Genomic DNA, 23965 nt, shown 5'->3' with positions numbered 1-23965 from the left:
GATGACGATAGGGATAAATTATGCGTGTTACATCATTTGTTCGCGTGGTAACTCTAGGTGCTGCAAAATTCATGATCAGTGTGCTGGCGATTCTGTTTGCGTCAACAGTTTCAGCTGAGGCGAAGATTGTTCAGCAGCTGATTGATGAATCGACACATATCGTTTCTTCATCGAGCGAGGGTGTTGACCTTCAAGCAACAAGTTCTCAAGTAGGCCCTTCAGAAGAGATGTCGACAACCTACAAGGCGCTATCTCAGTATCAGCCTGATGACTTTAAAGAAGTTGGTCGTGGAGAAATGCAATGGTGGTGGTTTGCACTGTATCGCGCCAAATTACTCACGTTAGACGGTGACTATAAACAAGGTGATTCACCGTTAGTGTTAGATATCGAATACTACCAAGATATTCCAAGTAAACGCTTAGTCGAAGCCACCTTAGATCAGTGGCAGCATTTAGGTGTGAGTGAACAGAACCAACAAAAATGGCTCGCTGCCATCAAGTCTATTTGGCCTGACGTGAGTGAGGGCGACAAGCTGACTCTACGAGTATTGGGCTCGGGTGTAAGCCAATTTTACTTTAATGGTGAACCGTTATCGGAGCCGATGCCTAAAGGCTTTAGTGAAGACTTTCTAGCGATTTGGTTATCTGAATCAACCAGCCGTCCAGAACTGAGAAAACAATTATTAGGAGAGCTTGCATGCGACTGTTAAATAAGGTCAAACAAGGTATGGCCGCAATGGTGTTATTGTTGCTAACAGCCTGCTCAAGCTCCGATATTAATGATTATCAAGGTACAACGCCGGATCTTGATTTAAAGCAGTTCTTTGACGGAAAACTCACAGCCCATGGCACAGTGCAAGATTACAGTGGCAAGGTCGTTAGGCGTTTTACTGTTGATATGCTGGCCAGTTGGCAAGGTAATCAAGGCGAAATTAAAGAGTGGTTTATTTACGATGACGGCGAAAAGCAGATAAGGATTTGGAAAATCACCTATCTTGGTAACGGCAAATACTCTGGTACGGCAAATGATATTTTAGGCGAAGCCGAGGGGCAGGCTGTGGGCATGGCGCTGCAATGGGAATACGAGATGATGTTGCCTGTGGATGACACCGAGTACCAAGTGACCTTTGATGATTGGATGTTTTTAATCGATGACAACACGATAATCAATCGTAGTGACATTAATAAGTTCGGCATCACCATGGCTGAGGTCACCTTGGTGATATCTAAAGTTGAATAGTGAGCCGGTTTACTAAAAAGAATCAGTTCAAGGCTATATCAAACCTTGAACTGAATGGTCTTTTATAGCATTTATGATGTTTTGCGGCTGTTATCAACCTGCTTCTTATCGTAATACTCAAATGGAAATACATTTCTAATGCGCTGTGTCAGTGCATCACTGACATTCGCAGACACATGCAGGCGCACACCATTAAGTTTTTCAGCCCTAACCGTACAAGTCAGCTTATTTGATTTGGCAATGGAGCGGCACTCTTTGGCAAATTTGTCAGGAATCTTACCTTTGTGGGATGTGAGGCGACCATCCTTAAAGTGCATCTCAAACACTGTTAAACCTTTTTTACCGCTGAAAATCAGCTTGTAGATAATAAAAATGGCTATGGCGATAAAAATAATTTTAAGTAGGGTTGGGGTCATGCGCTTTCCTTTTCGTTAAATCACTTTAAGCCCTAAAGTTAAGATACTACTCAGGTTGATTATTTTAAAGAGGGCAATGTCGCGAGATTGGAATTTTTATTCTATCCACGTTACCTTAATGTGGAGGCGTTAAATGGATCAACGCTGCTAATAGTTAACATAAACGGTTAGGGAAAACACTTTATGCCGATATCGAATGCGCATCGCTGGCTTGAGATTTGTGAAAAACAAGCCAAACTCCTCGAAAACTTATCTGAAACTTTCCCCCAACGCCAAAGGCAGCATACGCAGCTGAGCCAAAGCTGGCGTAAAGTAGCGGCGGAAATTATTACAGAGCAACCGCTCAAATAGCGGCAGTTCATAACGAGTGTGGCTAAAGTTTAATAGCCTTAGTTAGACAAGAGTTAGACAAGATATTATGGCCTTATCTAAATGGCTGAGAAATTTGATTTCTCAGCCATTTTTCTAGAAGACTTAGCAGTTTTTAATGGTGTTATCGGCGTATACTCTTTGACTACATTCATCTGGCTTAGCGGTAATAACAATGGCTCATTTTGTTGGTAAATATGAAGTTGAATTTAAGTATCGACTGAAGTCTAAAATCGATTTTTTACAAAAGCTTAAGCTGTTAGCCGTTGAAGTCATGCTTGAAGATAATGCAGAGTATGATTGCTACTTTGATATGCCGAGTAACACTTTGGGTACGCAACGTAAGAGTGTATGTATTCGAGAGATGCAGCCATCCGGCATTAAATTGTGGATCGTTAAAGGGCCCGAAAAGGATCGCTGCGAAGCGGTCGATATTAGCGACAGTGATAGAGCTAAAAGCATGCTGTTTACAATGGGATTTGAGCGGGTTTTAGAGTTACATAAGACTCGCAGTATCTACTTTTTAGGTGAGTTTCATATCACGGTTGATACCTTAGCTGGAGTCGGTGACTTCGCTGAGCTTGCCATCATGACTGATGACGAGGCCTCTCTTGCACGTTATAAGTCTGAATTACTGGCATTAGCAGCAAGCTTGGGGTTAACTCCTGATATGGAAGAGCACAATTCTTATCGTCAGTTGCAAGAAGCATTACAGGGTAGCTACTCGCAATGACCTGAGTTTGACGGTTTTGCAGGGTGAAGTTTACAGGAACAAATGCTCTTCTTAAGAGTCCTAATGGTTCGGCAACCTCAGTGTTGCAAGAATTTTTGTTGCCAGTTATCGAAAAACTTACTGATTGTGTTATCAAATAAAGGAACGCCCATGCAGCTTAATGATATAAATTTGCTACGTCAGCAATGTTACATCAATGGTCAATGGTGTGATGCAAATAATCAAAGCACGATAGATATTGCTAACCCAGCAACTTTTGATGTCATAGGCTCTGTACCAGTTATGGGAGCAGATGAAACTAAAGCGGCAATTGATGCTGCTGAAGCAGCACTGCCTGCATGGCGGGCATTAACTGCAAAAGAGCGCAGTAGTAAGTTAACTCGTTGGTTTGAATTAGTGTTAGCGCACCAAGATGATTTAGCCTTGTTAATGACAACAGAGCAAGGAAAGCCGCTCGTCGAAGCTAAAGGAGAGGTTGCTTACGCTGCATCTTTTATTGAATGGTTTAGCGAAGAAGCCAAGCGTATATACGGCGACACAATTCCTGGTCACCAGGCTGATAAGCGCTTGATGGTAATTAAGCAAAGCGTTGGCGTAACGGCTGCCATTACACCTTGGAACTTTCCTGCAGCGATGATCACCCGTAAAGCCGCGCCGGCATTAGCCGCGGGCTGCACTATGGTGGTTAAGCCAGCACCGCAGACTCCTTTTACTGCTTTGGCTTTGGCTGAATTAGCCGAACGAGCTGGCATTCCTAAAGGCGTATTTAATGTGGTCACAGGTGATGCGGTAGCGATAGGTAATGAGCTATGTGCTAACCCCACTGTGCGTAAGTTATCGTTTACTGGCTCGACGCCGGTAGGGATAAAGCTGATGCAACAGTGCGCGCCTACACTTAAAAAAATGTCGCTCGAATTGGGGGGCAATGCGCCTTTTATCGTGTTCGATGATGCCGATATTGATGCCGCCGTTGAAGGTGCAATGATCGCAAAATATCGTAATGCTGGCCAAACTTGTGTCTGCGCTAATCGAATCTATGTGCAAGATAAAGTCTACGACGCGTTTGCTAGCAAGCTTGCTGCGGCAGTGGCTAAACTCAACATCGGAGTGGGAACTGAACCGGGTGTTACAACCGGCCCGCTTATTAGTGCTGATGCAGTCGCTAAGGTGCAATCTCATCTAGATGATGCGTTATCAAAAGGCGCTAAGCTGCTTGCTGGCGGTAAGCTTGCCAGTATTGGCGGCCACTTTTTCGAGCCTACTATTATTACTGATGTCGATAAAACCATGTTGGTTGCTAAAGAAGAAACCTTCGGCCCATTAGCACCACTGTTTAAGTTTTCTAATGTTGATGATGTTATCCAGCAGGCTAACGACACCGAGTTTGGCTTAGCAGCCTATTTTTATGGTCGCGATATCTCATTAGTCTGGAAAGTGGCCGAGGCATTAGAGTATGGCATGGTCGGTGTAAATACGGGATTAATCTCAACCGAGGTAGCTCCCTTTGGCGGCATCAAGTCATCGGGTCTGGGGCGTGAAGGCTCTAAGTTTGGGATTGAAGAGTACGTAGAGATGAAATATATCTGTATGTCGGTTTAATACGGTCATTGAATCATAGGGGCGAGCCAGCGCCCCTTAAGCTAAATCCATAAACCCAAACTAAGTTAAAAAAATAGCTAGTGTCTTATTTAACAACTAATACTGGGCAGTGTGCTTTGTTAACGACCTTTTCTGCGGTATTTGGGTTCAGAAAATGGTTTAAGCCAGTACGTCCATGACTGGCTATCACTATCATGCCAGCATCCATATTTTTCGCGGTTACTAAGATCTGCTCTACAGGATGACCATGGCAAATGGCACTTTCAAAAGGGAAGTACTCATCCATAGAGTCAATGTACTGTTGCATTTCTATTGCGGCTTGTTTTTCCATTCTCTCGTTGAGCTGATCTTGCGTCTCTGCCAGTACACGAGTGTGTTTATCGCCAAAGGGTTTGTCGACTACGTGTAAAAGACGGACGCCTACCTCATATAAGTTTGCCATTTCAATTGCGTAACTTATTGCATGTGATGCCGTTTCTGAAAAGTCAGTTGGGCAAAGGATTTGTTTGCTACGCATAACACCCTCCTATATCCCTAGCTTTGCTGTATCGATAAAGGCTTTTATTGGCTTGTTTAGTGATTGATTGCTTACTTTAAATATAGGCGCTGTATTGCTGTGAGTAAATCAAGTTTGTGAATAGGCATAGTTGTTATTGAATACTGGTTGAGGCGTCCTTACCAAGGCTTTACTCGCATAAAAAAGTCCGCTATAGCGGACTTTATCAAACAGGTAGAGCTTAGGTTTTTATAAACATATTTTGCAGTCGTTTTATGGTTACGCCAAAAATGATGACGCAGCACTCAACAATAGCAATTCCCATTATTAAAGAAAATAGCGCGGGAACATGTCTTATAAAATCCATAAAAGACCTCTAATTTAGGTTTGATAAAGCTAATTTGAGTCATAAATATCCCATAGCTTGTCAGATATATACTTGATAAAAGTCACAAAAATACCAGCCTTAATTATTGTTAATTTTAGCTTTAGTGAGATCAATATCGCAGATGAAATGCGCTATTTCAGTAGGCACATTCATTTCGGTCAAAGGGCTGTTCAAGTCGGAAAAATAATTATTGAACTCAATCGTTGTTCATTACGTACGAATTAATAGGTGAATAATTGCGCAAATTGTGGCAATTCAATTTATACCGACTAGTTTCAATAAGGTGCACAAGAAGATAAGAGACTGCTTATGAACCAAATATCCCTACTATTAATACTACTATTTTGGACAACGGCTGCAGCCGCTGACTATGACCCCAGCTTTAAAATTGGCAAGGAGAAAGCCAAGGTTTGTATGACCTGCCACGGTGAAGACGGCATATCTACTATTGATCCTTACCCTAATTTACGTGGTCAAAAGATGGGGTATTTGATCTCCTCTTTAAAAGATTATCAATCCAGACAGCGCACCAGTGGTTTAGCTATTTTGATGCAACAGCAAGCTGACACACTTAGCGAACAGGATATGAAAGACATCTCCTACTATTACTCGGTTTTGGGCACGAAAAAAGAAGAGGAGTAGGGCATGCTAGTAGGCACTGATAACTATGATGTAAAAGTCGTTCGGTATTTTATTATTGCAGCACTTGGCTGGTCGATAGCGGGTATGTTTATTGGCGTTGTATTAGCCGCGCAGCTCTACTGGCCGGCACTTAATTTTGATTCTGAATATATTCAATTTGGTCGTCTACGTCCCTTGCACACATCTGGGGTGATATATGGCTTTGTGGTTAATATCTTGATGGGTACATCCTTGTATATTGTGCAGCGGACGGGTCAAACAAGGTTATTTAACAGAAGCCTGTCTTGGATGGTGTTTTGGGGCTGGCAACTGGTGCTTATGCTTGCGCTGATTAGTTTGCCGTTAGGTTATACGACCAGTAAAGAGTATGCGGAACTCGAGTGGCCAATAGACATCTTAATTGTCATTGTTTGGGTACTGTATGCAGTACTGTTTTTTGGCACTATCGCGAAACGAAAAGTACATCATATCTTTGTCGCTAATTGGTTTTTTGGTGCGTTTATCATCGTTATTGCACTGATTTTTATCCTCAATAATCTAGCCTTGCCCGCTTACTTTATGAAGTCGTACTCAGTGTTTGCAGGTGCCCAAGATGCCATTGTGCAGTGGTGGTGGGGCCACAACGCGGTAGGTTTCTTATTAACAGCTGGTATCATTGGTATGAACTATTACTTCATCCCCAAGATCTCTGAACGTCCTATCTATTCCTATCGCTTGTCGATTATTCATTTCTGGGGACTAGTCGGTTTCTATACTTGGGCGGGAACCCATCATCTGGTTTACTCATCAGTCCCTGTGTGGGTGCAAAACATCGGTATTGTTATGTCACTTATCTTGTGGCTACCCTCATGGGCAGGTGCATTTAATAGTGCGATGACGCTACTGCAGAATAAAGCCAAGTTGAAAACCGATTACATCATGTGGTTCTTTATGTCGGCTATTTTGTATTACTGCTTAGCGACATTCGAGGGACCATTGCTGGCAATCCGTTGGTTTAATATGTTAGCTCACAACACTGAATGGATTATTGGACATGTGCATTCCGCAGCGCTTGGCTGGGTGGGAATGTCAGGTATCGCAGTATTTTATTATTTCATTCCAAGGCTTTGGGGAAAGGACGGTCTCTGGTCGCAGCGATTACTTAAATGGCACTTTTGGTTAGCCCATCTAGGTGTTGCCCTATACGCTATTGCCTTGTGGGTTGCTGGGATTGGTGAAGGCTACATGTGGCTTGCTCAGCAAGAAAATGGCTCGCTTGTCTACAGTTTTGTTGAGGCCATGGACTTTAAAGCTCCTTGGTTGTTTGTACGTTTCTTTGGCGGTGCATGCTTTGTATTCGGTCTGTTATTGATGGCATTTAACTTATATAAGACGGTTACTGCAACTGAATTAGTGGAGGGTAGTAAAGATGCTTAGTAAAGACTTTACCCAATCTTTGGTGATCCTCATTGTCGCAACTGTGGTTGTCGCGAGTTTCTCAATTGTAGTGCTAATTGTACCGAACTTAGTACGTACTGACGAAATTAGGGCTAACTCGCTGGCTAAACCATTAACAGCAATTGAGGTGTCAGGGCGTGACGTTTATATCAGTGAAGGCTGTCATGTTTGTCATACACAAATGGTACGAAACATAGACCCTGAAGTTAAGCGTGATGGCAGAGCCAATAAAGAAGCGGACGATATCTACGAGTTTCCTAATTTGTGGGGGTCTAAACGCACAGGGCCTGACTTAACGAATCTGGGCCGAAAATACTCTGAGCAATGGCAGCGGATCCATCTAATAAATCCAAGACAGGTTGTACCGACATCATTAATGCCTGCTTATCCATGGTTATTTGAACAGGTGCTCACTGGAGATGAAATTGAAGCCAAAATGCGGGCGCTGCAAACATTAGGCGTTCCATACTCCGATAACGAGATTGAAAGAGCGAGGCTTGCGGTTAGAGGCGTAAGTAAAGGGGAGGCTTTGGTTCAATATCTGCAAAGCTTAGGGCAAGACACAGCCAGTGATCAGGAGCGTTAATATGACTGTTTTCTGGAATGTATGGGTAGTAGGATTCATCGTTATTTTTCTTAGTTTTATGGCGCTGGTTATTATTAAGTATTGGCGTGACAATCACAGTGCTGATGAACATAAAACCATTGATACCTTTGATGGCATTGATGAAAACGATGCGCCGCCTCCTAGATTGCTGTTTATTTCTTACCTAGTCGCATTTGTTATGTCAGTTATCTTCTTAATTCTCTACCCGGGGTTAGGTAATTGGAATGGCTTAATGGGCTGGGTGCAAAGTGATGATGCTTTGAGCTCGCCTGTAACCGATTTAGAAATTGAAATGGCGCCATTAAATGATAAAAGTTTAATGGCGCTGGCTAAAAATAAAGTGATTACCAATAGCGGTGCATCATTATTTGAAACTCATTGTGCTGCTTGTCACCGCCGTAATGCGCAAGGGCAAAAACACTTTCCAAATCTGGTTGATAATGAGTGGCTTTATGGAGGCAGCGAGTCGGAGATTTTACATTCGATAGAAAAGGGGCGTCATGGTGCAATGCCAGGCTGGAAAGGTATTTTATCTGATGATCAAATAACTAAGATGGCTTATTACATTGCTTCACTGCAGCCTGAGCGACGTAATTTAAATGCACCACAGGTGAAGATTGATCTTGGTAAAGGCATATTTACTCAATATTGTGCCAGTTGTCATGGCGATGGCACGGTTGCCAATACGCAAATTGGTGCGCCCTTACTCAATGATGCCATTTGGCTGCATGGTGGCAGTATTGAAGAAATTAAACACACCATTGATTTCGGTCTAAATAATCTTATGCCTGGGTTTGAATCGCAGTTAAGTAATAACGAAATCTTAGCTGTTGGCGCTTATATAACAGAGCAGCGTCTAGAACGCGATGCGAGGTTAGCAGCACTTGATCCTGAAGCGGTTAAACGTGGTGAATATTTAGTTAATGCCGGTGATTGCGTCGCCTGTCACAGCTCAGAAGGTGGCGAGCGCTTTGCTGGTGGACTGCCATTTAAAACCCCATTTGGTACCGTATATTCAACCAATATCACCCCGCATGTGAGTGAAGGCATAGGCAGTGATGATTACGCCGACTTTAAGGCTGCCTTGTATGAGGGAAAGGGCCGTCATGGTTATCTCTACCCTGCAATGCCTTACACCTCGTATCAATATTTAAAAGAGCAAGACACTCAGGATTTGTGGAGTTATTTGCAGTCGATTACCGCAGTCGCGAGGCAAAATGATAAGAATGAGATGATCTTTCCATCAAATATTCGTACCGGACTATTGGGTTGGAACTTGGTCTTTATGGATACAGCGCCGCTATCTTATGAGGCTCCTAAACATGTTGAATTAACTGAGCAAGAGTTAAAAGAGTGGCAACAGGGTAAGTATTGGGTGATGGGACTTGGTCATTGTAGCGAGTGTCATACGCCGCGTAATCTTGCTCAGGCCTTGATCCCTGAGAAGATATTCCAAGGTAATTTAATTGATGGCTGGAACGCGCCTGATATTAGCGCTAAAGAGCTTTATCAAGACCGCTGGGATATGGAGTCACTAACCGACTTTTTACATACCGGGCACTCTTCAAAAGGCTCTGCATTTGCTGGTATGGCTGATGTAGTGAAAAATAGCACGAGTTTAATGACGCGTGATGATATTAAAACCATCTCACGGTATTTGCTGGTGGGCGATGAATACAACACCATTCCAGCAGATACACAGCAACTGAGCCCAACGGGTTTTACCCAAGAAGCTTATGCTGATAAGCAATTCAATGCTTATTCATTGTATGCAGAGACTTGTGGGGCTTGTCATGGTGAAGACGGTAAAGGACGAGATCCGATTGCACCAACTCTGCTAAATAACGGCATCATTATGCACAGTGATCCGTTTAATACAATTGCTGTGACAATACGTGGGCTGTCACCGACCTACTTAGATGAAGAACGTAATTTTATGCCGATGACCAGCTTCCAAAATGTATTGACGGATACTGAGCTGGCAAATCTTATTAGCTTCGTTCGTTACTATTTAGGTGATAGAAAAGAGCCGGTTACAGCTGAGCAGGTTAAAGCGGTTCGTAGGCAATTAGAGAAAGCTGGCTTTGCAGGCAATCTGCATACCACGCCTGATATGTATGACCATAGAGACGGTGATATTAGTATCGACTAATCTCAGGACAGTTTTATGCCATATTTAAAGCCTACACTGTGTAGGCTTTTTTATTTTAGGACTAGACAGAGGCTCGTTTGAGCTTAAATCATTTAGGTTGTGGGGAATGTATCCGTAGCCTTGAACTGCATGAATTGATGACGATTACGGCTTTTACATGATGTAATGTCATTTTCTACAGATACAAAAAAGCCTACACGAGGTAGGCTTTTTTGTTTAAATTGGTGGCCCCTCACAGACTTGAACTGTGGACCTGACGATTATGAGTCGTATGCTCTAACCAACTGAGCTAAGGGGCCGACTTAAGATAGTCGTCACTATCGAAAGCGGAAAGAAGTATACGAGGTTTGTAACTGCTTGTCACCAGCGATTTTGCTAAAAACTGCTTATAACAGCACGACTGCCTATCTGTTAATCAATATTGCGTTAGTTTTTATATTAGCAGTTAAACTGAATAGAACTTTTGCGGTTAATTCAGAAATTTAGCATTGAATAAGAAAGGTCTAAACTTGATTCGTAAGAATGTTTAATACAGCTGATTTTGTTTACCGACATTAATTTTAAGCAAAAAAAAGCTGCCGATTCGGCAGCTTTTCTATTTGAGATGCCGTGTAAAACGGCTACTCAATATCAATAACTAGACTACTCGTCTAAGAATGACTTTAAGATCTCTGAGCGAGAAGGGTGACGTAACTTACGTAGCGCTTTAGCTTCAATCTGACGAATACGTTCACGTGTTACGTCAAACTGCTTACCCACTTCTTCTAGCGTGTGGTCAGTGTTCATGTCGATACCGAAACGCATACGCAGTACTTTAGCTTCACGAGCTGTAAGACCTGCTAGTACTTCGTGAGTCGCGTTCTTCAAGCTTTCGCCTGTCGCTGAATCAAGAGGTAGTTCAAGCGTCGTATCTTCAATAAAGTCACCTAAGTGCGAATCTTCATCGTCACCAATAGGCGTTTCCATTGAGATAGGCTCTTTAGCAATCTTAAGTACCTTACGGATCTTATCTTCAGGCATTAACATGCGCTCTGCCAACTCTTCAGGAGAAGGCTCACGTCCCATCTCTTGCAGCATTTGACGAGAGATACGGTTAAGCTTGTTGATCGTTTCAATCATATGTACTGGGATACGTATCGTTCTTGCTTGGTCAGCAATAGAGCGAGTGATCGCCTGACGGATCCACCAAGTTGCATAGGTCGAGAACTTATAACCACGACGGTATTCGAACTTATCTACCGCTTTCATCAGACCGATGTTACCTTCCTGAATTAGATCCAAGAATTGTAGACCACGGTTGGTGTACTTTTTCGCGATAGAAATTACTAGACGTAAGTTCGCTTCAACCATCTCTTTCTTCGCACGACGAGCTTTCGCTTCACCGATAGACATACGACGGTTGATATCTTTAATAGCACCAATAGCAAGACCTGTTTCTGTCTCGATTGCGTCAAGCTTTGCACGGCAACGTTGAACATCAAATTCAACCATTTGTAGACCTTCTACATATGGCTTACCTGATGCTAACTCGTCGTTGAACCACTCGATGCTGCTTTCGTTGCTAGTGTATACTTTGACGAAGTTTTTCTTCGGCATTTTGGCTTGTTCAACACAAAGCTTCATGATCAAACGTTCTTGAACACGGACTTTGTCCATCATAGAGCGCATGTTCTTAACTAAGCGGTCGAACTGCTTAGGCATCAAACGGAACTCTTTGAAGATCTCGCCAATTTCAAATAGTGCTACAGTCGACTCTGGGTGACCACGACCTTTGTCAGCGATAATTCTTAATGCATTTTCGTGAGCTAGACGAAGTGTTGTGAACTTCTCTTTAGCTTCTTCAGGATCCGGACCTTTTGGACCTTCCTCTTCCTCTGCATCATCGTCATCATCATCGTCATCGTCATCTTCATCATCTAAATCATCATCAGATAATTCTGAACCAACGTGAGTCGCTGTTGGAGCGACATCTTCTGCATTTGGATCGACAAATCCAGAGATAATGTCAGAAAGTCTGACTTCTTCAGCTTCGTAACGGTCGTATTGCTCAAGGATCATGGCAATCGCTTGCGGGTATTCCGCAACCGATGCTTGAACCGTGTTGATGCCTTCTTCGATACGCTTAGCGATAACAATCTCGCCTTCACGGGTTAGAAGTTCAACGGTACCCATTTCACGCATATACATACGTACTGGGTCGGTAGTACGACCTAATTCAGCTTCTACTGTTGCAAGTGCAGCAGCAGCTTCTTCTGCAGCATCATCATCGGTGCTGTCTTCAGACATCATGATTTCATCAGCATCCGGAGCCTGTTCATAGACTCGAATACCCATGTCATTGATCATCTGGATAATATCTTCAATCTGGTCAGAATCGACCATGTCTGCAGGTAAGTGATCGTTCACTTCTGCATAGGTTAAGTAACCTTGCTCTTTACCTTTGGCGAGCAACAATTTAAGTTGCGACTGCGGAGTATGATCCATAGATATCATCCAAGTTGGGAATACAGTTAAAACGACGGGCAAAAAACAGCCACGCAAGTCGTCAATTATAGCCTTCGGCGCTTGTCTGTGCTAGTCCAAGTGTTTACTTTTGAGGCTGAATTTTTAATTAAGCCTTGTTTTTAATCACTGAAATTAGCTTACTAAGCTGTAACCGCTCTTCTTTCGTTAGGTTCTTCTTCATACTCAGTTCTTGATAACGTTGTTCAAGATACTGGTTGTTTAACCAAACGAGTGTTTCCTTTAACTTTTGAAGCAAGTTTTCATCCGCCACTTGATGATCCCATTGGGTCAGTTTTTTTAGGGTGCTGAATTGGTTATCGCCCCTAAACTGTTCAAGTAGTTGTGCGCTGCTTATCACTTGTCCGCGAGTTAAATCTAATACAAGGGTCAGCAAGTCAATGCCGGCCATCTGTATATGTTTTAGCGCTGGTTGTTCAGGTAAGTTCTCACCTAAACGTGGGTGCTGTACCAACAATGCAATGGCTAATCGCAATGGAGTACCACGTCCTTTCAACGCTTTATTATTGGCTTGATTAGAAGCCGCATTCGTATTTATAAAAATGTCTCGTTTTAATTCGAGTACATTGTTTTTCTTTAATTTGTAAGCTAGGTTCTTCAGTAGTACATCTTGAAGAATCGTATCTTGTACTTTTTCTATATACGAGATTGCATCTTTAGCAAGAGCTCCCTCATCTGTGCCGTGTATCAAAATAAGATTTGAAAAAAGAAAAGACTCAAGCGTACTTGCTTCGTCATACATCTTTTCAAAGGCATCTTTGCCTATTTTCCTAACCAAAGAGTCAGGATCCTCTCCTTCTGGGAGGAACATAAAGCGAACTTGATTACCAGGCTTTAGTAAAGGCAAGGCGGTTTCTAACGCTCGCCAGGCAGCGGCTTTACCCGCTTTGTCACCGTCGTAACAACAGATGACTTCTTTTGCACTACGTAGTAATAGCTGGAATTGATCAGCTGTGGTTGACGTTCCTAGCGAAGCGACAGCATAGTCAACGTCAAATTGTGCCAGTGCAACTACGTCCATATAGCCTTCAACAATTAAGACTTTTTCTGGATTTTTATGGCGTTGCTTTAATTCGTAAAGACCGTAAAGTTCATTGCCTTTATGAAATATGGGCGTTTCTGGAGAATTCAAGTACTTTGGCGTACCTTCTCCTAAAACTCGGCCACCAAAGCCAATGACTCGTCCGCGTCTATCGCGAATAGGAAACATGAGTCGGTCACGGAATCTGTCATAGCGTTTACCGCTATCATTCTCAATAACCATACCGGCGGTGAGTAGCTTATCTTGCGAATCTTGGTTCTGGCGGTAACGACTTAGTAAGCCATCCCAACCGTCGGGTGCAAAACCGATATTGAAGTGTTCAACCACTTCTTTTGAAAGGCCTCGATGCTCAAGGTAATCAAGGACTTTTTGTTTGTCAGTGTGCTGTCTAAGCTGATTTTGAAAGAAGTTACTGGCTTCTTCCATTAACTGATATAAGTCGCGACTGAGTTCTTGGTCGCGTGGTTTGCCAGTGCCTTGTTCCCGTGGAACTTCAAGTCCCAGTTGTCCAGCGAGTTCTTCAATGGCATCAACAAAGTCGAGTCTGTCATATTCCATGACAAAGTCGATAACGTTGCCGTGCGCGCCGCAGCCAAAACAATGATAAAACTGTTTGTCTCTGCTAACTGTAAAAGAGGGAGATTTTTCGCTATGAAAAGGACAACAGGCAGAGTGATTTTTACCCGCCTTCTTCAGGGGCACTTTAGGGTCGATTAAGTCGACAATATCAGTGCGAGCTACTAGCTCATTAATAAAATCACGAGGTATCGCCATTAGTGTTGTTAAATGCCGCCTTTATTACGTGAAATCAAAAATTACGTGAAATCAGGAATTTCGAAAATAAAATTAGGGAATTTCTAAAACAAACAAGCCGCGCAGAAGCACGGCTCATTCATGCAATAAAACTAAAGTTACTTAAGTTTTGCACGGATCATAGCGCCAATTGCCGCCATGTCAGCTCTACCCATAACTTTTGGTTTTAAAGCTCCCATTACTTTACCCATATCCGCCATGGTGGACGCGCCCATCTCAACGATGCTTGCATCAACTAACGCAATCACTTCCTCTTCAGAAAGCGGTTGAGGCAGAAATTTTTCTAAAACTAGAATTTCATCTGCTTCAATTTGTGCTAGCTCGTCACGACCTGCTGCTTCATATTGAGCAATAGAGTCACGACGCTGTTTTACCATTTTGGTTAAGACCGCTATAGCTTGGTCGTTAGTCAGAGTCTCGCGGGTGTCCACTTCGACCTGCTTAACGGCGGCTAGTGCCATACGAATAGTCCCCAAACGCAGCTTTTCTTTCGCGCGCATGGCTTCTTTCATTTGGTCTTTTAGCTGATCAACTAGGCTCATAATGAGATTAGTATAAACGTACGCGACGTGCGTTTTCGCGAGAAAGCTTCTTAGCAAGACGCTTAACTGCAGCGGCTTTAGCACGCTTACGTGCAGTAGTTGGCTTCTCGTAGAATTCACGAGCGCGAACGTCAGCTAGGATACCAGCTTTTTCACAAGAGCGCTTGAAACGACGTAGAGCTACGTCGAATGGTTCGTTTTCACGTACTTTAATAATTGGCATACGCCATCACCCCTTAGGTGTAGGTTGTATTGAGACAATTACTTGACTCAGATAATTTAAAAATGGTGCGGAATTCTATACCGACTTAGACCCTCTTGTAAACCCCTTATAGCGATCAGAATGTGTCAATATCGGCGATATTATCCGCAGACCGCAACAGCGCTATGGAGTAATTAAAGCACAGCAGGTAGAATTAGCGGTAATTATGTCAACCGAAGACGAGAAATAATGCGGGTTTTAGGTATAGAAACATCCTGTGATGAAACAGGTATTGCAGTTTATGATGATGAAAAGGGCCTGCTATCGCATGCGCTTTATAGTCAGGTTAAATTGCATGCTGACTATGGTGGAGTCGTGCCAGAACTTGCATCACGAGACCATGTTCGCAAGATTGTGCCTTTAATACGCCAAGCACTTGCTGATGCGGGTATGACTATTGATGATCTTGATGGTATCGCTTATACCAAAGGTCCGGGTCTTATTGGTGCATTGCTCGTAGGTGCTTGTGTTGGTCGCGCTTTAGCTTTTTCTTGGGATAAGCCAGCGATAGGTGTACACCATATGGAAGGACATCTACTTGCGCCAATGCTAGAAGACGATGTGCCAGCATTTCCGTTTCTTGCTTTGTTAGTTTCTGGTGGTCACTCGATGATCGTTGGTGTCGAAGGTATTGGTCGTTATGAAGTATTGGGTGAATCTGTTGATGACGCAGCAGGTGAAGCATTTGATAAAACGGCTAAGCTTATGGGGCTTGATTACCCAGGCGGACCAAGACTATCAAAACTCGCCGCTAAAGGCGTGCCAAATAGTTACCGTTTCCCTCGTCCGATGACGGATAAACCTGGGCTAAATATGAGTTTCTCAGGCCTTAAAACATTCGCGGCAAATACCATTGCAGCAGAGCCTAAAGATGATCAAACTCGCGCGAATATAGCTTGCGCATTCGAAGAAGCGGTTGTCGATACTTTAGCAATTAAATGTAAGCGAGCACTTAAGCAAACGGGTTATAAGAATCTTGTGATTGCAGGCGGTGTTAGTGCTAACACCCGCTTACGTTCGTCTTTAGCCGAAATGATGCAAGGCTTAGGTGGTAAGGTTTATTATCCGCGTGGAGAGTTTTGTACCGATAACGGAGCGATGATTGCTTATGCGGGCCTACAGCGTTTAAAAGCTGGACAAACTGAAGATTTAGCGGTTAAAGGACAGCCAAGATGGCCGTTAGACACACTAGAGCCAGTAGATTAAAGTCTGCACAATTAGATTTTGAAAACGGCGCTCTAGAGCGCCGTTTTATATTCTGAATAAGGTGTACTAGTTAAAAACCATGGTTAGCATTACTGACGCGGAACCAGCCAGCGATGCTATAACGATTAACTGTAGTAGGCAGTACTTCATGAGGGAAGTGCTCGCTTAAAAACACCACCCATTTACCAAATTCAGGCGTAATGGTTTCAAGCTTATTATCGGCCTTATCGTAAACTACCAGTTCACCAGCATGCTCTGGCTGCCAGTCATGGTTTAGAAATAACACAGAGGTCAGGATACGGTTTCGGGTACCCTGCAATACATCTGAATGCTTTTGATAAAAAGCGCCGGGCTCGTAAATAGCATAGTGGCTTTCAAAATCAAATAATCCCATAAATAAGCGCTTATTCATGCCTTCGCGCAGTTGAGTCATTAGATCTAAATATTGTTTATCGGCAGGACGTTGCTCTGTTAACCAGCGGATCTGGTCGCTACGAATACTCTCTACAAATTGTTGCTCACCGCCACGGCCAATGGCTGCAGGGCGAAAATCATCCCAAGTTGCATTTTTAGAGGTTTGTAATAACTGTTCGCAAACAGTTGCAGGCAAGGTGTTGGACAGCACGATATAGCCGGTTTCAACCAATGCATCAGCAATAGTATCCATCACAGCTTCACTTAGTTGTGGAAGCATAACTTTGTACTCGGAAAAAGGGAGCAAACACGATAGCTGTACTGGCAGGCCTGAGTAGGCACTGTATTCGAGGTAGTGTCAGAAGGAGATATTTGTTTGATCTATCTCCAGTAAGAATCGGCGCGATTATAGACTGGGATAACGAAAAAGCAATCTAATTAAAAACCGCTGTTGCCAAGGTTGTGTTTAGGTAAAGCTGCTGAGTAATAGCTGTAAGCTATTTTCGCGTGTAGCTAGGGTGAAAGGTTAACGTTTTACGGTATTTTAGAGTGTTTTTTTCGCGATACTTTAGACTCTTCACCGCGAATTAAGCGCTTAATGTTATCTTTATGGCGAATAACAATTAGTGCTGACAACATGGTGACAGGAATGGTGAACCTGTCGTCAAGCCACCAAGTATAAACTGGGGCAAGTAACGCGGTGCAAATAGCTGCAAATGATGAATAACGCGTGACTAAAGCGATGACGATCCAAGAGCCCATTAAACAAAGAGCTAAATCAGGACCAATGGGAGCCATCGCGCCAAATGCGGTTGCCACGCCTTTACCGCCTTTAAAGCTAAAGAATATGGGGAAAATATGTCCAAGACAGGCTGCAATAGCAATTATCCCAAGAGCGATTGGGTCGACACCTAACCTAAAAGCTAAATATGCTGGCGCTGCACCTTTTAGCATATCAAAAAACAGTACCAAAGCGGCTGAGCTAGCACCACCAATACGTAAAACGTTAGTGGCGCCAGGATTACCTGAACCTTGGCTACGAGGATCAGGAAGGCCACGCATTTTACACACCAGAACAGCACTGGATATTGAGCCTGCAAAATATGCGGCCAAAATCATGACTATGGTGAGTACTGTTATGGTCAAATTGGTTTCCTTATCCGTCTTAGGGTATTATCGCGCCACATAAAAGAATGTGCTTATTGTGCTTGGTTCGTTACCGAACAATTAAACGCATAATGAGTACATAAAATGCTGTCGGAAATACTTTATTAGCAGCCTTGCTCTAAAAGCGACAACTTTTTATTAATCTTTATATAGCGAGGCTTATCCTACTTTGCTTTGGTCTCGTTATAAAGAGCGTTAGCGTATTATTTAGCTTTGCGGCGGATTATATCCCTTTTGTCCGTTTTAGCTTATCAGACCTCAGTGTCATGGATTAGAGTTTTGGAGAAATCATGGATAAAGTACTGATTAGAGAGCTTAGAATTGAAACCGTAATCGGGGTCTATGAGTGGGAAAAGCAAATTCACCAGAGTTTGCTTATTGATTTAGATATGGCTTGGGATAACCGTCCTGCAGCGGCTAGTGATGATTACCAACATGCCCTTTGTTATGAAACGGTCTCAAATAAATTAACGGCTTTAATTACCGAAAAGCCTATCGAGTTGATTGAAACTGTGGCAGAAATGATCGCAACTTATGTGATGGCTGAATTTAATGTGCCTTGGGTTAAAGTCAAAGTGATGAAGCCTGGTGCAGTGCCTACAGCGTCCGCGGTTGGTGTTGAGATTGAGCGAGGTCACGCATAGATGGCTAAGATTTTTATTAGCCTTGGCAGTAATATTGAGCCAGAGCGTCACCTTAAGGCTGCTTTAACTGATCTTGATTATCATTTTGAACAATTGGAACTGTCGTCTGTATTTGAAAGTGAAGCGGTCGGCTTTGACGGCACTAACTTTTTAAATATGGTTGTTGCTGCCGAAACAGAGCTATCAATCGCTGAGGTGGTCAGTACCTTTAAGCAGATTGAGCAAGATCACGGCCGAGTAAAAGGCGCTAAAAAGTTTGCCCCAAGAACGTTAGATTTAGATCTATTGCTGTATGACGACATTGTCAGTTCGCAGCCGATAGAACTACCTCGGGCTGAAATTCTTTATAATGCCTTTGTATTATGGCCATTAGCGGAAGTCGCCCCATCTTTGCTGCACCCTGTTGTTAATCAGTCGTACCAAACCCTTTGGAATAATTATGACAAGCAACAGCAATCCCTATGGCCAGTTGAATTTAATTGGTCTGCTTAAACCCATATTAATTTAGGATAGTTATGGATACCTTTCAGGTGATTATATTGGCTCTAATTCAGGGCCTCACCGAGTTTTTACCGATTTCTAGTTCTGCACACCTTATTTTACCCGCGCAAATTTTAGGCTGGGAAGATCAAGGTTTATCATTTGATGTTGCTGTAAATACCGGTTCGCTATTAGCTGTAGTGATGTATTTTCGTCGCGAACTATTCTCTATGTTTACCGCATGGACTGGCAGTATTGCTAGCCGTAAACAAACTGAAGAAAGCAAACTAGCTTGGTGGATTATCTTAGCGACTATCCCAGCGGTTATTGTGGGCTTTACTGCAAAAGATTTTATTTCTACGCATTTGCGTAATATGGAAGTCATAGCTGCTACCACAATTATCTTTGGTTTATTACTTTGGTGGGCAGATAGAATGCAGCGCCAAGGTTTTAACGAGTTTCAAGTGGGTTGGAAAAAGGCTCTCATCATCGGTATTGCACAGGCTATGGCACTGATCCCTGGTACATCTCGCTCAGGAGCGACCATTACAGCAGCACTAATGTTAGGCTTAACACGTGAGGCAGCTGCACGCTTTTCATTTTTAATGTCCGTGCCTGTCAGCCTCGGTGCTGCAATATTGGTGACTAAGGACTTACTAGAAAGTGGTCAAGCTATCGATTATCAAGCGTTAGGCTTAGGGATTGTGGTTTCGTTTTTAGCAGCCTACATCTGTATCCATTATTTCTTAAAGATCATTAGTAAGATGGGAATGACACCATTTGTTATTTATCGCCTAGCATTAGGTGTGGTGTTGTGTGGTCTTATTTTTCTTTAAATAGACCACTCCTTTAACGTTTTAGTTATCAAGCTAATGATGAGCACGATATGAATAGTATTTATCTTTGCCCTGTATGTCAGTCACCATTTAAGGTGCATGAAGAGTCAAAAGGGTTACATTGCGAAAACAAGCACCATTTTGACATTAACGAACATGGCTACTGGGTATTTAGCCAACCGAAAAAGCCAAAAGCGGATTCACGTGCAGTGATGCGCGCTAAGCGTTATGTTTTGGAGTCAGGAATTTATATTCCGTTAGCGCAAGCTATTGCGAAGGTGATTGCAGATCTACCACTGGTGACCTCGGCAAAGGCACTATCGCAACTTGACTATGATTGTGGTGATGGTTACTTCCTGCGGACGATTAAAGGGATTTTAGCCGAGTTAAAACCAGAGTTAGCATTAAGCCAAACGGGAATTTGTGAGGCTGAAAATGCGATATTCGCGGCAGCTAAAGCTGAGAGTAGCCCAACCTACATTGTATCAACACTTAAGCATTTACCTTTTGCTAATGATAGCTTTGATTTAGTGACATTGATTGATAAGCAATTAAAAGGTAAAGAACTGACCCGAGTGTTAAAGCAAGATGGCGTGTTACTGCAGGTTGCAGCTGGTCCAAGACATTTATGGCAAATACGTGAATTTATCTACCCAGATCTATCTGAAAAGCCTGTTAGCGACAATTTACCGAAAGAGCTAACCTTGTTACATAGTGAACGTATATCGTTGTCAGTAAGCGTGTCTGGAGAGCAAGCGATTGCTTTGCTTGAGATGACTCCTTATGCATGGCGAGCAAATGACAAAGTGAGACATGATATCCAGCACGCTCAGTTCGATACATTAGAAGTCGACTTTGTTATTAACGTGATGACTAGAAAATAATTTGCGCACGGGGTAACCTTTGCTTATTCAACTAAATGGAAATCGAAAACTGATGATGCGTAATTTGCTGTTGTTCATCTTAGCGTTTTTGCCACTGGCATCTTTTGCTAATGTTTATCCTATTGCTCAAGATGGTAGTCGCCTCGTTGGTGAGCTACAGCAACATGTGGTGCAAAAGGGCGATTATTTCCAGACAATTTCAAAGCAATACAATATTGGTATTTTGGAATTGATGCAGTCTAATCCCGGTGTCGATCCATTTTTACCAACACCGGGAACGACCTTGTTGATCCCTACGCAAATGTTGCTCCCTGATGTGCCGCGAAAAGGCGTGGTGATTAACTTGGCAGAGCTGCGCTTATATTACTTTCCTAAAGGCGGTAAAGAAGTGCATGTTTTCCCGGTTGGTATTGGCCGGGTTGGTCGTGAAACACCTGAAATGGTCACTAAGATTAAGTCACGCATTCCTAACCCAAGTTGGACACCACCTGCGAGCATTCGTAAAGAGCACTTAGAAGAACGTGGAGAGGTACTTCCTAGAGTTGTTCCCGCTGGCCCAGATAATCCATTGGGTAAGTTTGCAATACAGCTTTCTTATGGGGATGGTAGTTACCTAATTCATGGCACCAATAAGGATTTTGGTATTGGTATGCGCGTAAGTGCGGGCTGTATCCGCCTAAATCCAGATGATATTGAATGGTTGTTTGATAAAGTTAAGTACGGCGAGCAGGTCACTATCATTAATGAAACCGTTAAAACCTCAACTGAGCCTGATGGTCGTCAGCTTATAGAGGTACATTCACCTTTATCTACCGCTGATGGTGGCGATAATACTGTTCGTGAAATGAAACGTGGTGTGGTTGAGTTTATCGGTAAAGATGAAGTGGATTACTCTAAAGCTAATGACGCTTTACTTAGCCAAGCAGGGATCCCTGTAAATATTCAAAGCTAATTATTAATCGCTAAATACAGATTCAAATACTGTTTAAAGGCGTCCTTAGTGGGCGCTTTTTTGTGTCTGCAAGTTTACGGAGTGAGCTCATAGAATGTGATGTTTATATTTACGGATAATGTAGTAAAGGTAAATAGAGACGTTGTTTAGCAGATTAACAACGCTGATAGCAGATAAATTTAAGGCTTGGTCAAGTGTAATACTCGAAACCAAGCCTTTGGATCTAACCTGCTTAAAAGCAGGTAAAGCTCCTAAACGTAATTACTTCTTGTAAGAAGATGCTACGTTGTCGATACGGTCGTTAGCACGCTGAGCTTCTGCTTGTGCGTCCATAGCTGCTGCTTTAGCATCGTTGATGTCTGCAGACAGTTTACCGTGATCTGATTTTAGAGAGCTAACTTCAGCTGAAAGCTGGTCAACTTTGTTACCTAGGTTTGCAACGCTTTCTTCAAGAGCAGTAGTGTTTGCACAGCCACCTAGAAGGGCAGTCATTGCTACACCAGCAATCATAAGTACTTTTTTATTCATCGGGAATTCCCTTTATATAGGTTGGTTTAAATAAGCACAGCTGCACATCACAACTGAACTCGTTAATTATGTCACAGAGAAAAAATTTTGCTATGCCTTTTAACGCTAAGCTCTGAATAACTTAGTGAAAATTTGAGCAATTGCAAGTTAAGTGCAAATAAACCGTGAACAAGGTATGTATAATCTTAGTTCATAAATGTGAACTTATTATGTTTTTTATTTAGTCTAAATGCCTCGTAACTCTTTAATCTCTTGGACTGCAGCTATTCTAGCTATATTGAGTTGCGTACGGATGTCCGCGCCTTTAAAGCCTTGTGCAATGATAGATTGAACTGCAACCGCTGAGGCTGCAGAAAAACAGCTTTTTAGATAGGCAGCTTGTGGGTAAGGACTCAATTCAAGTCCTTTGCGACCTTTACTATCTGCTTCACAGGCCAATAAGAGCTGTTCAAGACGTTGGGGTTTGCGCCAAAAATCAGCTTTATCAAACAGTTTTACTATGGTGTCTGCTCTGAGTTCGGTGATTTTATGAATATTTTGATGTTGATCGCTAACCAAAAGCGCTAAATCTAGGTAGTCATTAGGTACTCTAAAGCGTGTACATAGTGCTTTGATTAACGGTAAGCCTTTTTGCCCGTGGCCGTGATGCTTTGGCAGATGCTCTTTTGGACTTAGAGCTTTACCTAGGTCATGGACTAAAGCGGCAAAGCGCACAGAGTTATCTTTGCTGAGCTTCGCGGTTTGCTCTAGTACCATTAATGTATGCACGCCCGTATCGATTTCTGGGTGCCACTTCTCTGGTTGCGGTACACCAAATAATGCTTCGATTTCGGGGAATAGAACCGCTAACGCACCGCATTGTCTCAAAACTTCAAAAAAGATTTGCGGGGCATCAGTGGATAACGCTTTATTGAGTTCGACATAAACACGTTCAGCCGTTAATGCTTCTAGCTCACCACTTTCGCTAAGCTGAGTCATTAATGCCATCGTCTCTGGCGCAACCTTGAAACCTAAAGAGTGAAAGCGTGCTGCAAAACGGGCAACGCGTAAAACTCGAAGCGGATCTTCGATAAATGCATCTGATACATGCCTGAGTAGACGCTTTTCAAGATCGACAATACCTTGGTAAGGATCATATAGGTTACCCGCATCATCTTGTGCAATAGCATTTATCGTGAGATCACGGCGAAGTAAATCTTGCTCCAAGGTGACATCGGGGGCTGCATCCACGCTGAAGCCGCCATAACCTTTCGCAGTTTTACGCTCAGTGCGCGCAAGGGCATATTCTTGGCTTGTCTTTGGGTGTAGAAATACCGGGAAATCTTTGCCTACTTGAGTAAATCCTTTAGCCAGCATCTGCTCAGGCGTTGCACCGACAACCATATAGTCATGATCTTTCACTTCAAGGTTAAGTAATTTATCGCGGACAGCGCCGCCAACGAGGTAAATTTTCACAAGATTGCTCACTTACATAACAGGGTTGTGATTGTAACATGGTTCGAGTTTTTGCTTTGGGCATTTATGTTTTGTTCAACATCACCATATTTACCCGCATTATGGTCAAAGCTGCATTAAATTAATGCAGCTTTGATA

25 protein-coding genes and 1 tRNA gene are annotated in these 23965 nt (G+C 42.9%); 15 read left to right on the top strand and 11 right to left on the bottom strand.

Translation table 11 applies throughout. From position 1 onward, the window contains the following. Positions 1-20: 20 nt before the first annotated feature. Both L2747_RS03165 and L2747_RS03160 read left to right on the top strand, forming a co-directional pair. Entirely contained in the window at positions 21-710 is a 690-nt protein-coding gene (locus tag L2747_RS03165; protein ID WP_248997648.1) for a chalcone isomerase family protein, read from the top strand. Continuing rightward, positions 698-1240, top strand: a complete 543-nt coding sequence (locus tag L2747_RS03160; RefSeq protein WP_248997647.1) for a DUF3833 domain-containing protein — start codon at positions 698-700, stop codon at positions 1238-1240. The genes L2747_RS03165 and L2747_RS03160 overlap by 13 nt, the downstream gene beginning before the upstream one ends. 71 nt (positions 1241-1311) lie before the next feature. Here L2747_RS03160 and L2747_RS03155 read toward each other — a convergent pair whose 3' ends face one another. Next, the gene (locus L2747_RS03155) at positions 1312-1656 is read right to left on the bottom strand and encodes a DUF3634 family protein (RefSeq protein WP_248997646.1); all 345 of its coding nucleotides are present in this window, start codon (positions 1654-1656) and stop codon (positions 1312-1314) included. A 183-nt stretch (positions 1657-1839) separates the two neighbouring features. Here L2747_RS03155 and L2747_RS03150 point away from each other — a divergent pair, with 183 nt between their 5' ends. The 3 genes from L2747_RS03150 (at position 1840) to gabD (ending at position 4357) form a co-directional block, all read left to right on the top strand. After that, positions 1840-2007, top strand: coding sequence for a hypothetical protein (locus tag L2747_RS03150; RefSeq protein ID WP_248997645.1), 168 nt, complete (start codon positions 1840-1842; stop codon positions 2005-2007). Positions 2008-2200: 193 nt separating this feature from the next. Further along, on the top strand, positions 2201-2758 hold the full coding sequence (cyaB, locus tag L2747_RS03145) for a class IV adenylate cyclase (RefSeq protein ID WP_248997644.1): 558 nt from the start codon (positions 2201-2203) through the stop codon (positions 2756-2758). Positions 2759-2908: 150 nt separating this feature from the next. Next, positions 2909-4357: an NADP-dependent succinate-semialdehyde dehydrogenase gene (gene gabD, locus L2747_RS03140; RefSeq protein ID WP_248997643.1), complete on the top strand. Its 1449-nt coding sequence runs from the start codon at positions 2909-2911 to the stop codon at positions 4355-4357. An 85-nt stretch (positions 4358-4442) separates the two neighbouring features. On the opposite strand, the gene L2747_RS03135 is transcribed toward gabD, so the two are convergent. After that, positions 4443-4874 (bottom strand): universal stress protein, encoded by a 432-nt coding sequence (locus L2747_RS03135; RefSeq protein WP_248997642.1) that lies wholly within the window; start codon positions 4872-4874, stop codon positions 4443-4445. A 676-nt stretch (positions 4875-5550) separates the two neighbouring features. Between L2747_RS03135 and L2747_RS03130 the strand changes: the two genes are divergently transcribed. The 4 genes from L2747_RS03130 to L2747_RS03115 are packed head-to-tail and all read left to right on the top strand — an operon-like array spanning position 5551 to position 10079. After that, the gene (locus tag L2747_RS03130; protein WP_248997641.1) at positions 5551-5883 is read left to right on the top strand and encodes a c-type cytochrome; all 333 of its coding nucleotides are present in this window, start codon (positions 5551-5553) and stop codon (positions 5881-5883) included. 3 nt (positions 5884-5886) lie between these two features. Further along, positions 5887-7299 (top strand): cytochrome-c oxidase, cbb3-type subunit I, encoded by a 1413-nt coding sequence (gene ccoN, locus L2747_RS03125; protein ID WP_220779445.1) that lies wholly within the window; start codon positions 5887-5889, stop codon positions 7297-7299. After that, positions 7292-7906, top strand: a complete 615-nt coding sequence (locus tag L2747_RS03120; protein ID WP_220779447.1) for a cbb3-type cytochrome c oxidase subunit II — start codon at positions 7292-7294, stop codon at positions 7904-7906. Before ccoN ends, L2747_RS03120 begins: the two co-directional genes overlap by 8 nt. A 1-nt stretch (position 7907) precedes the next feature. Further along, entirely contained in the window at positions 7908-10079 is a 2172-nt protein-coding gene (locus L2747_RS03115; RefSeq protein WP_248997640.1) for a c-type cytochrome, read from the top strand. 222 nt (positions 10080-10301) lie between these two features. Here the strand turns inward: L2747_RS03115 and L2747_RS03110 are convergent. The 5 genes from L2747_RS03110 to rpsU all read right to left on the bottom strand — a co-directional run bounded on the left by L2747_RS03110 (position 10302) and on the right by rpsU (position 15222). Further along, a tRNA-Ile gene (locus L2747_RS03110) sits at positions 10302-10378 on the bottom strand. Positions 10379-10721: 343 nt separating this feature from the next. Next, positions 10722-12563: an RNA polymerase sigma factor RpoD gene (gene rpoD / locus L2747_RS03105; protein WP_248997639.1), complete on the bottom strand. Its 1842-nt coding sequence runs from the start codon at positions 12561-12563 to the stop codon at positions 10722-10724. 127 nt (positions 12564-12690) lie between these two features. Further along, entirely contained in the window at positions 12691-14418 is a 1728-nt protein-coding gene (dnaG, locus tag L2747_RS03100; RefSeq protein ID WP_248997638.1) for a DNA primase, read from the bottom strand. A 137-nt stretch (positions 14419-14555) separates the two neighbouring features. Further along, positions 14556-14999 (bottom strand): GatB/YqeY domain-containing protein, encoded by a 444-nt coding sequence (locus tag L2747_RS03095; protein WP_220765702.1) that lies wholly within the window; start codon positions 14997-14999, stop codon positions 14556-14558. A gap of 7 nt (positions 15000-15006) precedes the next feature. Further along, complete coding sequence (rpsU, locus tag L2747_RS03090) at positions 15007-15222, bottom strand: 30S ribosomal protein S21 (protein WP_006080725.1); 216 nt, start codon at positions 15220-15222, stop codon at positions 15007-15009. 228 nt (positions 15223-15450) lie between these two features. On the opposite strand from rpsU, the gene tsaD reads away from it, so the two are divergent. Continuing rightward, the gene (gene tsaD, locus L2747_RS03085) at positions 15451-16467 is read left to right on the top strand and encodes a tRNA (adenosine(37)-N6)-threonylcarbamoyltransferase complex transferase subunit TsaD (RefSeq protein WP_248997637.1); all 1017 of its coding nucleotides are present in this window, start codon (positions 15451-15453) and stop codon (positions 16465-16467) included. A gap of 70 nt (positions 16468-16537) precedes the next feature. Here tsaD and L2747_RS03080 read toward each other — a convergent pair whose 3' ends face one another. Then, a complete protein-coding gene (locus L2747_RS03080) occupies positions 16538-17161 on the bottom strand; it encodes a 2OG-Fe(II) oxygenase (protein WP_248997636.1) in 624 nt (207 codons plus the stop codon). A 254-nt stretch (positions 17162-17415) separates the two neighbouring features. Continuing rightward, positions 17416-18027 carry a glycerol-3-phosphate 1-O-acyltransferase PlsY gene (gene plsY, locus L2747_RS03075; protein WP_283107153.1) on the bottom strand — a complete coding sequence of 204 codons (612 nt, stop codon included), beginning with the start codon at positions 18025-18027 and terminating at the stop codon, positions 17416-17418. Between the two features lie 311 nt (positions 18028-18338). On the opposite strand from plsY, the gene folB reads away from it, so the two are divergent. From folB to L2747_RS03050, 5 genes are read left to right on the top strand one after another with little or no spacing between them, the layout of a single operon-like run. Continuing rightward, complete coding sequence (folB, locus tag L2747_RS03070) at positions 18339-18692, top strand: dihydroneopterin aldolase (protein ID WP_248997635.1); 354 nt, start codon at positions 18339-18341, stop codon at positions 18690-18692. Then, complete coding sequence (gene folK, locus L2747_RS03065) at positions 18693-19184, top strand: 2-amino-4-hydroxy-6-hydroxymethyldihydropteridine diphosphokinase (RefSeq protein WP_248997634.1); 492 nt, start codon at positions 18693-18695, stop codon at positions 19182-19184. It begins immediately after the preceding gene. 23 nt (positions 19185-19207) lie between these two features. Next, positions 19208-20008, top strand: a complete 801-nt coding sequence (locus tag L2747_RS03060) for an undecaprenyl-diphosphate phosphatase (RefSeq protein ID WP_248997633.1) — start codon at positions 19208-19210, stop codon at positions 20006-20008. A gap of 50 nt (positions 20009-20058) precedes the next feature. Further along, positions 20059-20892: a putative RNA methyltransferase gene (locus tag L2747_RS03055; protein ID WP_248997632.1), complete on the top strand. Its 834-nt coding sequence runs from the start codon at positions 20059-20061 to the stop codon at positions 20890-20892. Between the two features lie 52 nt (positions 20893-20944). Continuing rightward, positions 20945-21844: a L,D-transpeptidase family protein gene (locus L2747_RS03050; RefSeq protein ID WP_248997631.1), complete on the top strand. Its 900-nt coding sequence runs from the start codon at positions 20945-20947 to the stop codon at positions 21842-21844. Positions 21845-22105: 261 nt separating this feature from the next. Here the strand turns inward: L2747_RS03050 and L2747_RS03045 are convergent, their stop codons facing one another. Continuing rightward, complete coding sequence (locus tag L2747_RS03045) at positions 22106-22372, bottom strand: Lpp/OprI family alanine-zipper lipoprotein (RefSeq protein WP_220782781.1); 267 nt, start codon at positions 22370-22372, stop codon at positions 22106-22108. A 225-nt stretch (positions 22373-22597) separates the two neighbouring features. Beyond that, complete coding sequence (locus tag L2747_RS03040; protein ID WP_248997630.1) at positions 22598-23827, bottom strand: multifunctional CCA addition/repair protein; 1230 nt, start codon at positions 23825-23827, stop codon at positions 22598-22600. Positions 23828-23965 lie beyond the last annotated feature (138 nt).

The sequence above is a fragment of the Shewanella marinintestina genome (genome assembly GCF_023283845.1).
In the GTDB taxonomy this organism is placed as follows: Bacteria; Pseudomonadota; Gammaproteobacteria; order Enterobacterales; family Shewanellaceae; genus Shewanella; species Shewanella marinintestina.
The sequence above is the reverse complement of the archived record's forward strand: the minus strand, read 5'-3'. Positions and strand labels throughout refer to the sequence as shown.

Coding starts and splice junctions, on each gene's coding strand:
- L2747_RS03165 (WP_248997648.1), top strand. CDS start 21: ATGCGTGTTACATCATTTGTTCGCGTGGTAACTCTAGGTGCTGCAAAA.
- L2747_RS03155 (WP_248997646.1), bottom strand. CDS start 1,656: ATGACCCCAACCCTACTTAAAATTATTTTTATCGCCATAGCCATTTTT.
- gabD (WP_248997643.1), top strand. CDS start 2,909: ATGCAGCTTAATGATATAAATTTGCTACGTCAGCAATGTTACATCAAT.
- L2747_RS03115 (WP_248997640.1), top strand. CDS start 7,908: ATGACTGTTTTCTGGAATGTATGGGTAGTAGGATTCATCGTTATTTTT.
- tsaD (WP_248997637.1), top strand. CDS start 15,451: ATGCGGGTTTTAGGTATAGAAACATCCTGTGATGAAACAGGTATTGCA.
- L2747_RS03050 (WP_248997631.1), top strand. CDS start 20,945: ATGATGCGTAATTTGCTGTTGTTCATCTTAGCGTTTTTGCCACTGGCA.
- L2747_RS03160 (WP_248997647.1), top strand. CDS start 698: ATGCGACTGTTAAATAAGGTCAAACAAGGTATGGCCGCAATGGTGTTA.
- cyaB (WP_248997644.1), top strand. CDS start 2,201: ATGGCTCATTTTGTTGGTAAATATGAAGTTGAATTTAAGTATCGACTG.
- L2747_RS03095 (WP_220765702.1), bottom strand. CDS start 14,999: ATGAGCCTAGTTGATCAGCTAAAAGACCAAATGAAAGAAGCCATGCGC.
- L2747_RS03120 (WP_220779447.1), top strand. CDS start 7,292: ATGCTTAGTAAAGACTTTACCCAATCTTTGGTGATCCTCATTGTCGCA.
- ccoN (WP_220779445.1), top strand. CDS start 5,887: ATGCTAGTAGGCACTGATAACTATGATGTAAAAGTCGTTCGGTATTTT.
- L2747_RS03045 (WP_220782781.1), bottom strand. CDS start 22,372: ATGAATAAAAAAGTACTTATGATTGCTGGTGTAGCAATGACTGCCCTT.
- rpsU (WP_006080725.1), bottom strand. CDS start 15,222: ATGCCAATTATTAAAGTACGTGAAAACGAACCATTCGACGTAGCTCTA.
- rpoD (WP_248997639.1), bottom strand. CDS start 12,563: ATGGATCATACTCCGCAGTCGCAACTTAAATTGTTGCTCGCCAAAGGT.
- dnaG (WP_248997638.1), bottom strand. CDS start 14,418: ATGGCGATACCTCGTGATTTTATTAATGAGCTAGTAGCTCGCACTGAT.
- L2747_RS03135 (WP_248997642.1), bottom strand. CDS start 4,874: ATGCGTAGCAAACAAATCCTTTGCCCAACTGACTTTTCAGAAACGGCA.
- folK (WP_248997634.1), top strand. CDS start 18,693: ATGGCTAAGATTTTTATTAGCCTTGGCAGTAATATTGAGCCAGAGCGT.
- L2747_RS03130 (WP_248997641.1), top strand. CDS start 5,551: ATGAACCAAATATCCCTACTATTAATACTACTATTTTGGACAACGGCT.
- L2747_RS03060 (WP_248997633.1), top strand. CDS start 19,208: ATGGATACCTTTCAGGTGATTATATTGGCTCTAATTCAGGGCCTCACC.
- L2747_RS03150 (WP_248997645.1), top strand. CDS start 1,840: ATGCCGATATCGAATGCGCATCGCTGGCTTGAGATTTGTGAAAAACAA.
- folB (WP_248997635.1), top strand. CDS start 18,339: ATGGATAAAGTACTGATTAGAGAGCTTAGAATTGAAACCGTAATCGGG.
- L2747_RS03080 (WP_248997636.1), bottom strand. CDS start 17,161: ATGCTTCCACAACTAAGTGAAGCTGTGATGGATACTATTGCTGATGCA.
- L2747_RS03055 (WP_248997632.1), top strand. CDS start 20,059: ATGAATAGTATTTATCTTTGCCCTGTATGTCAGTCACCATTTAAGGTG.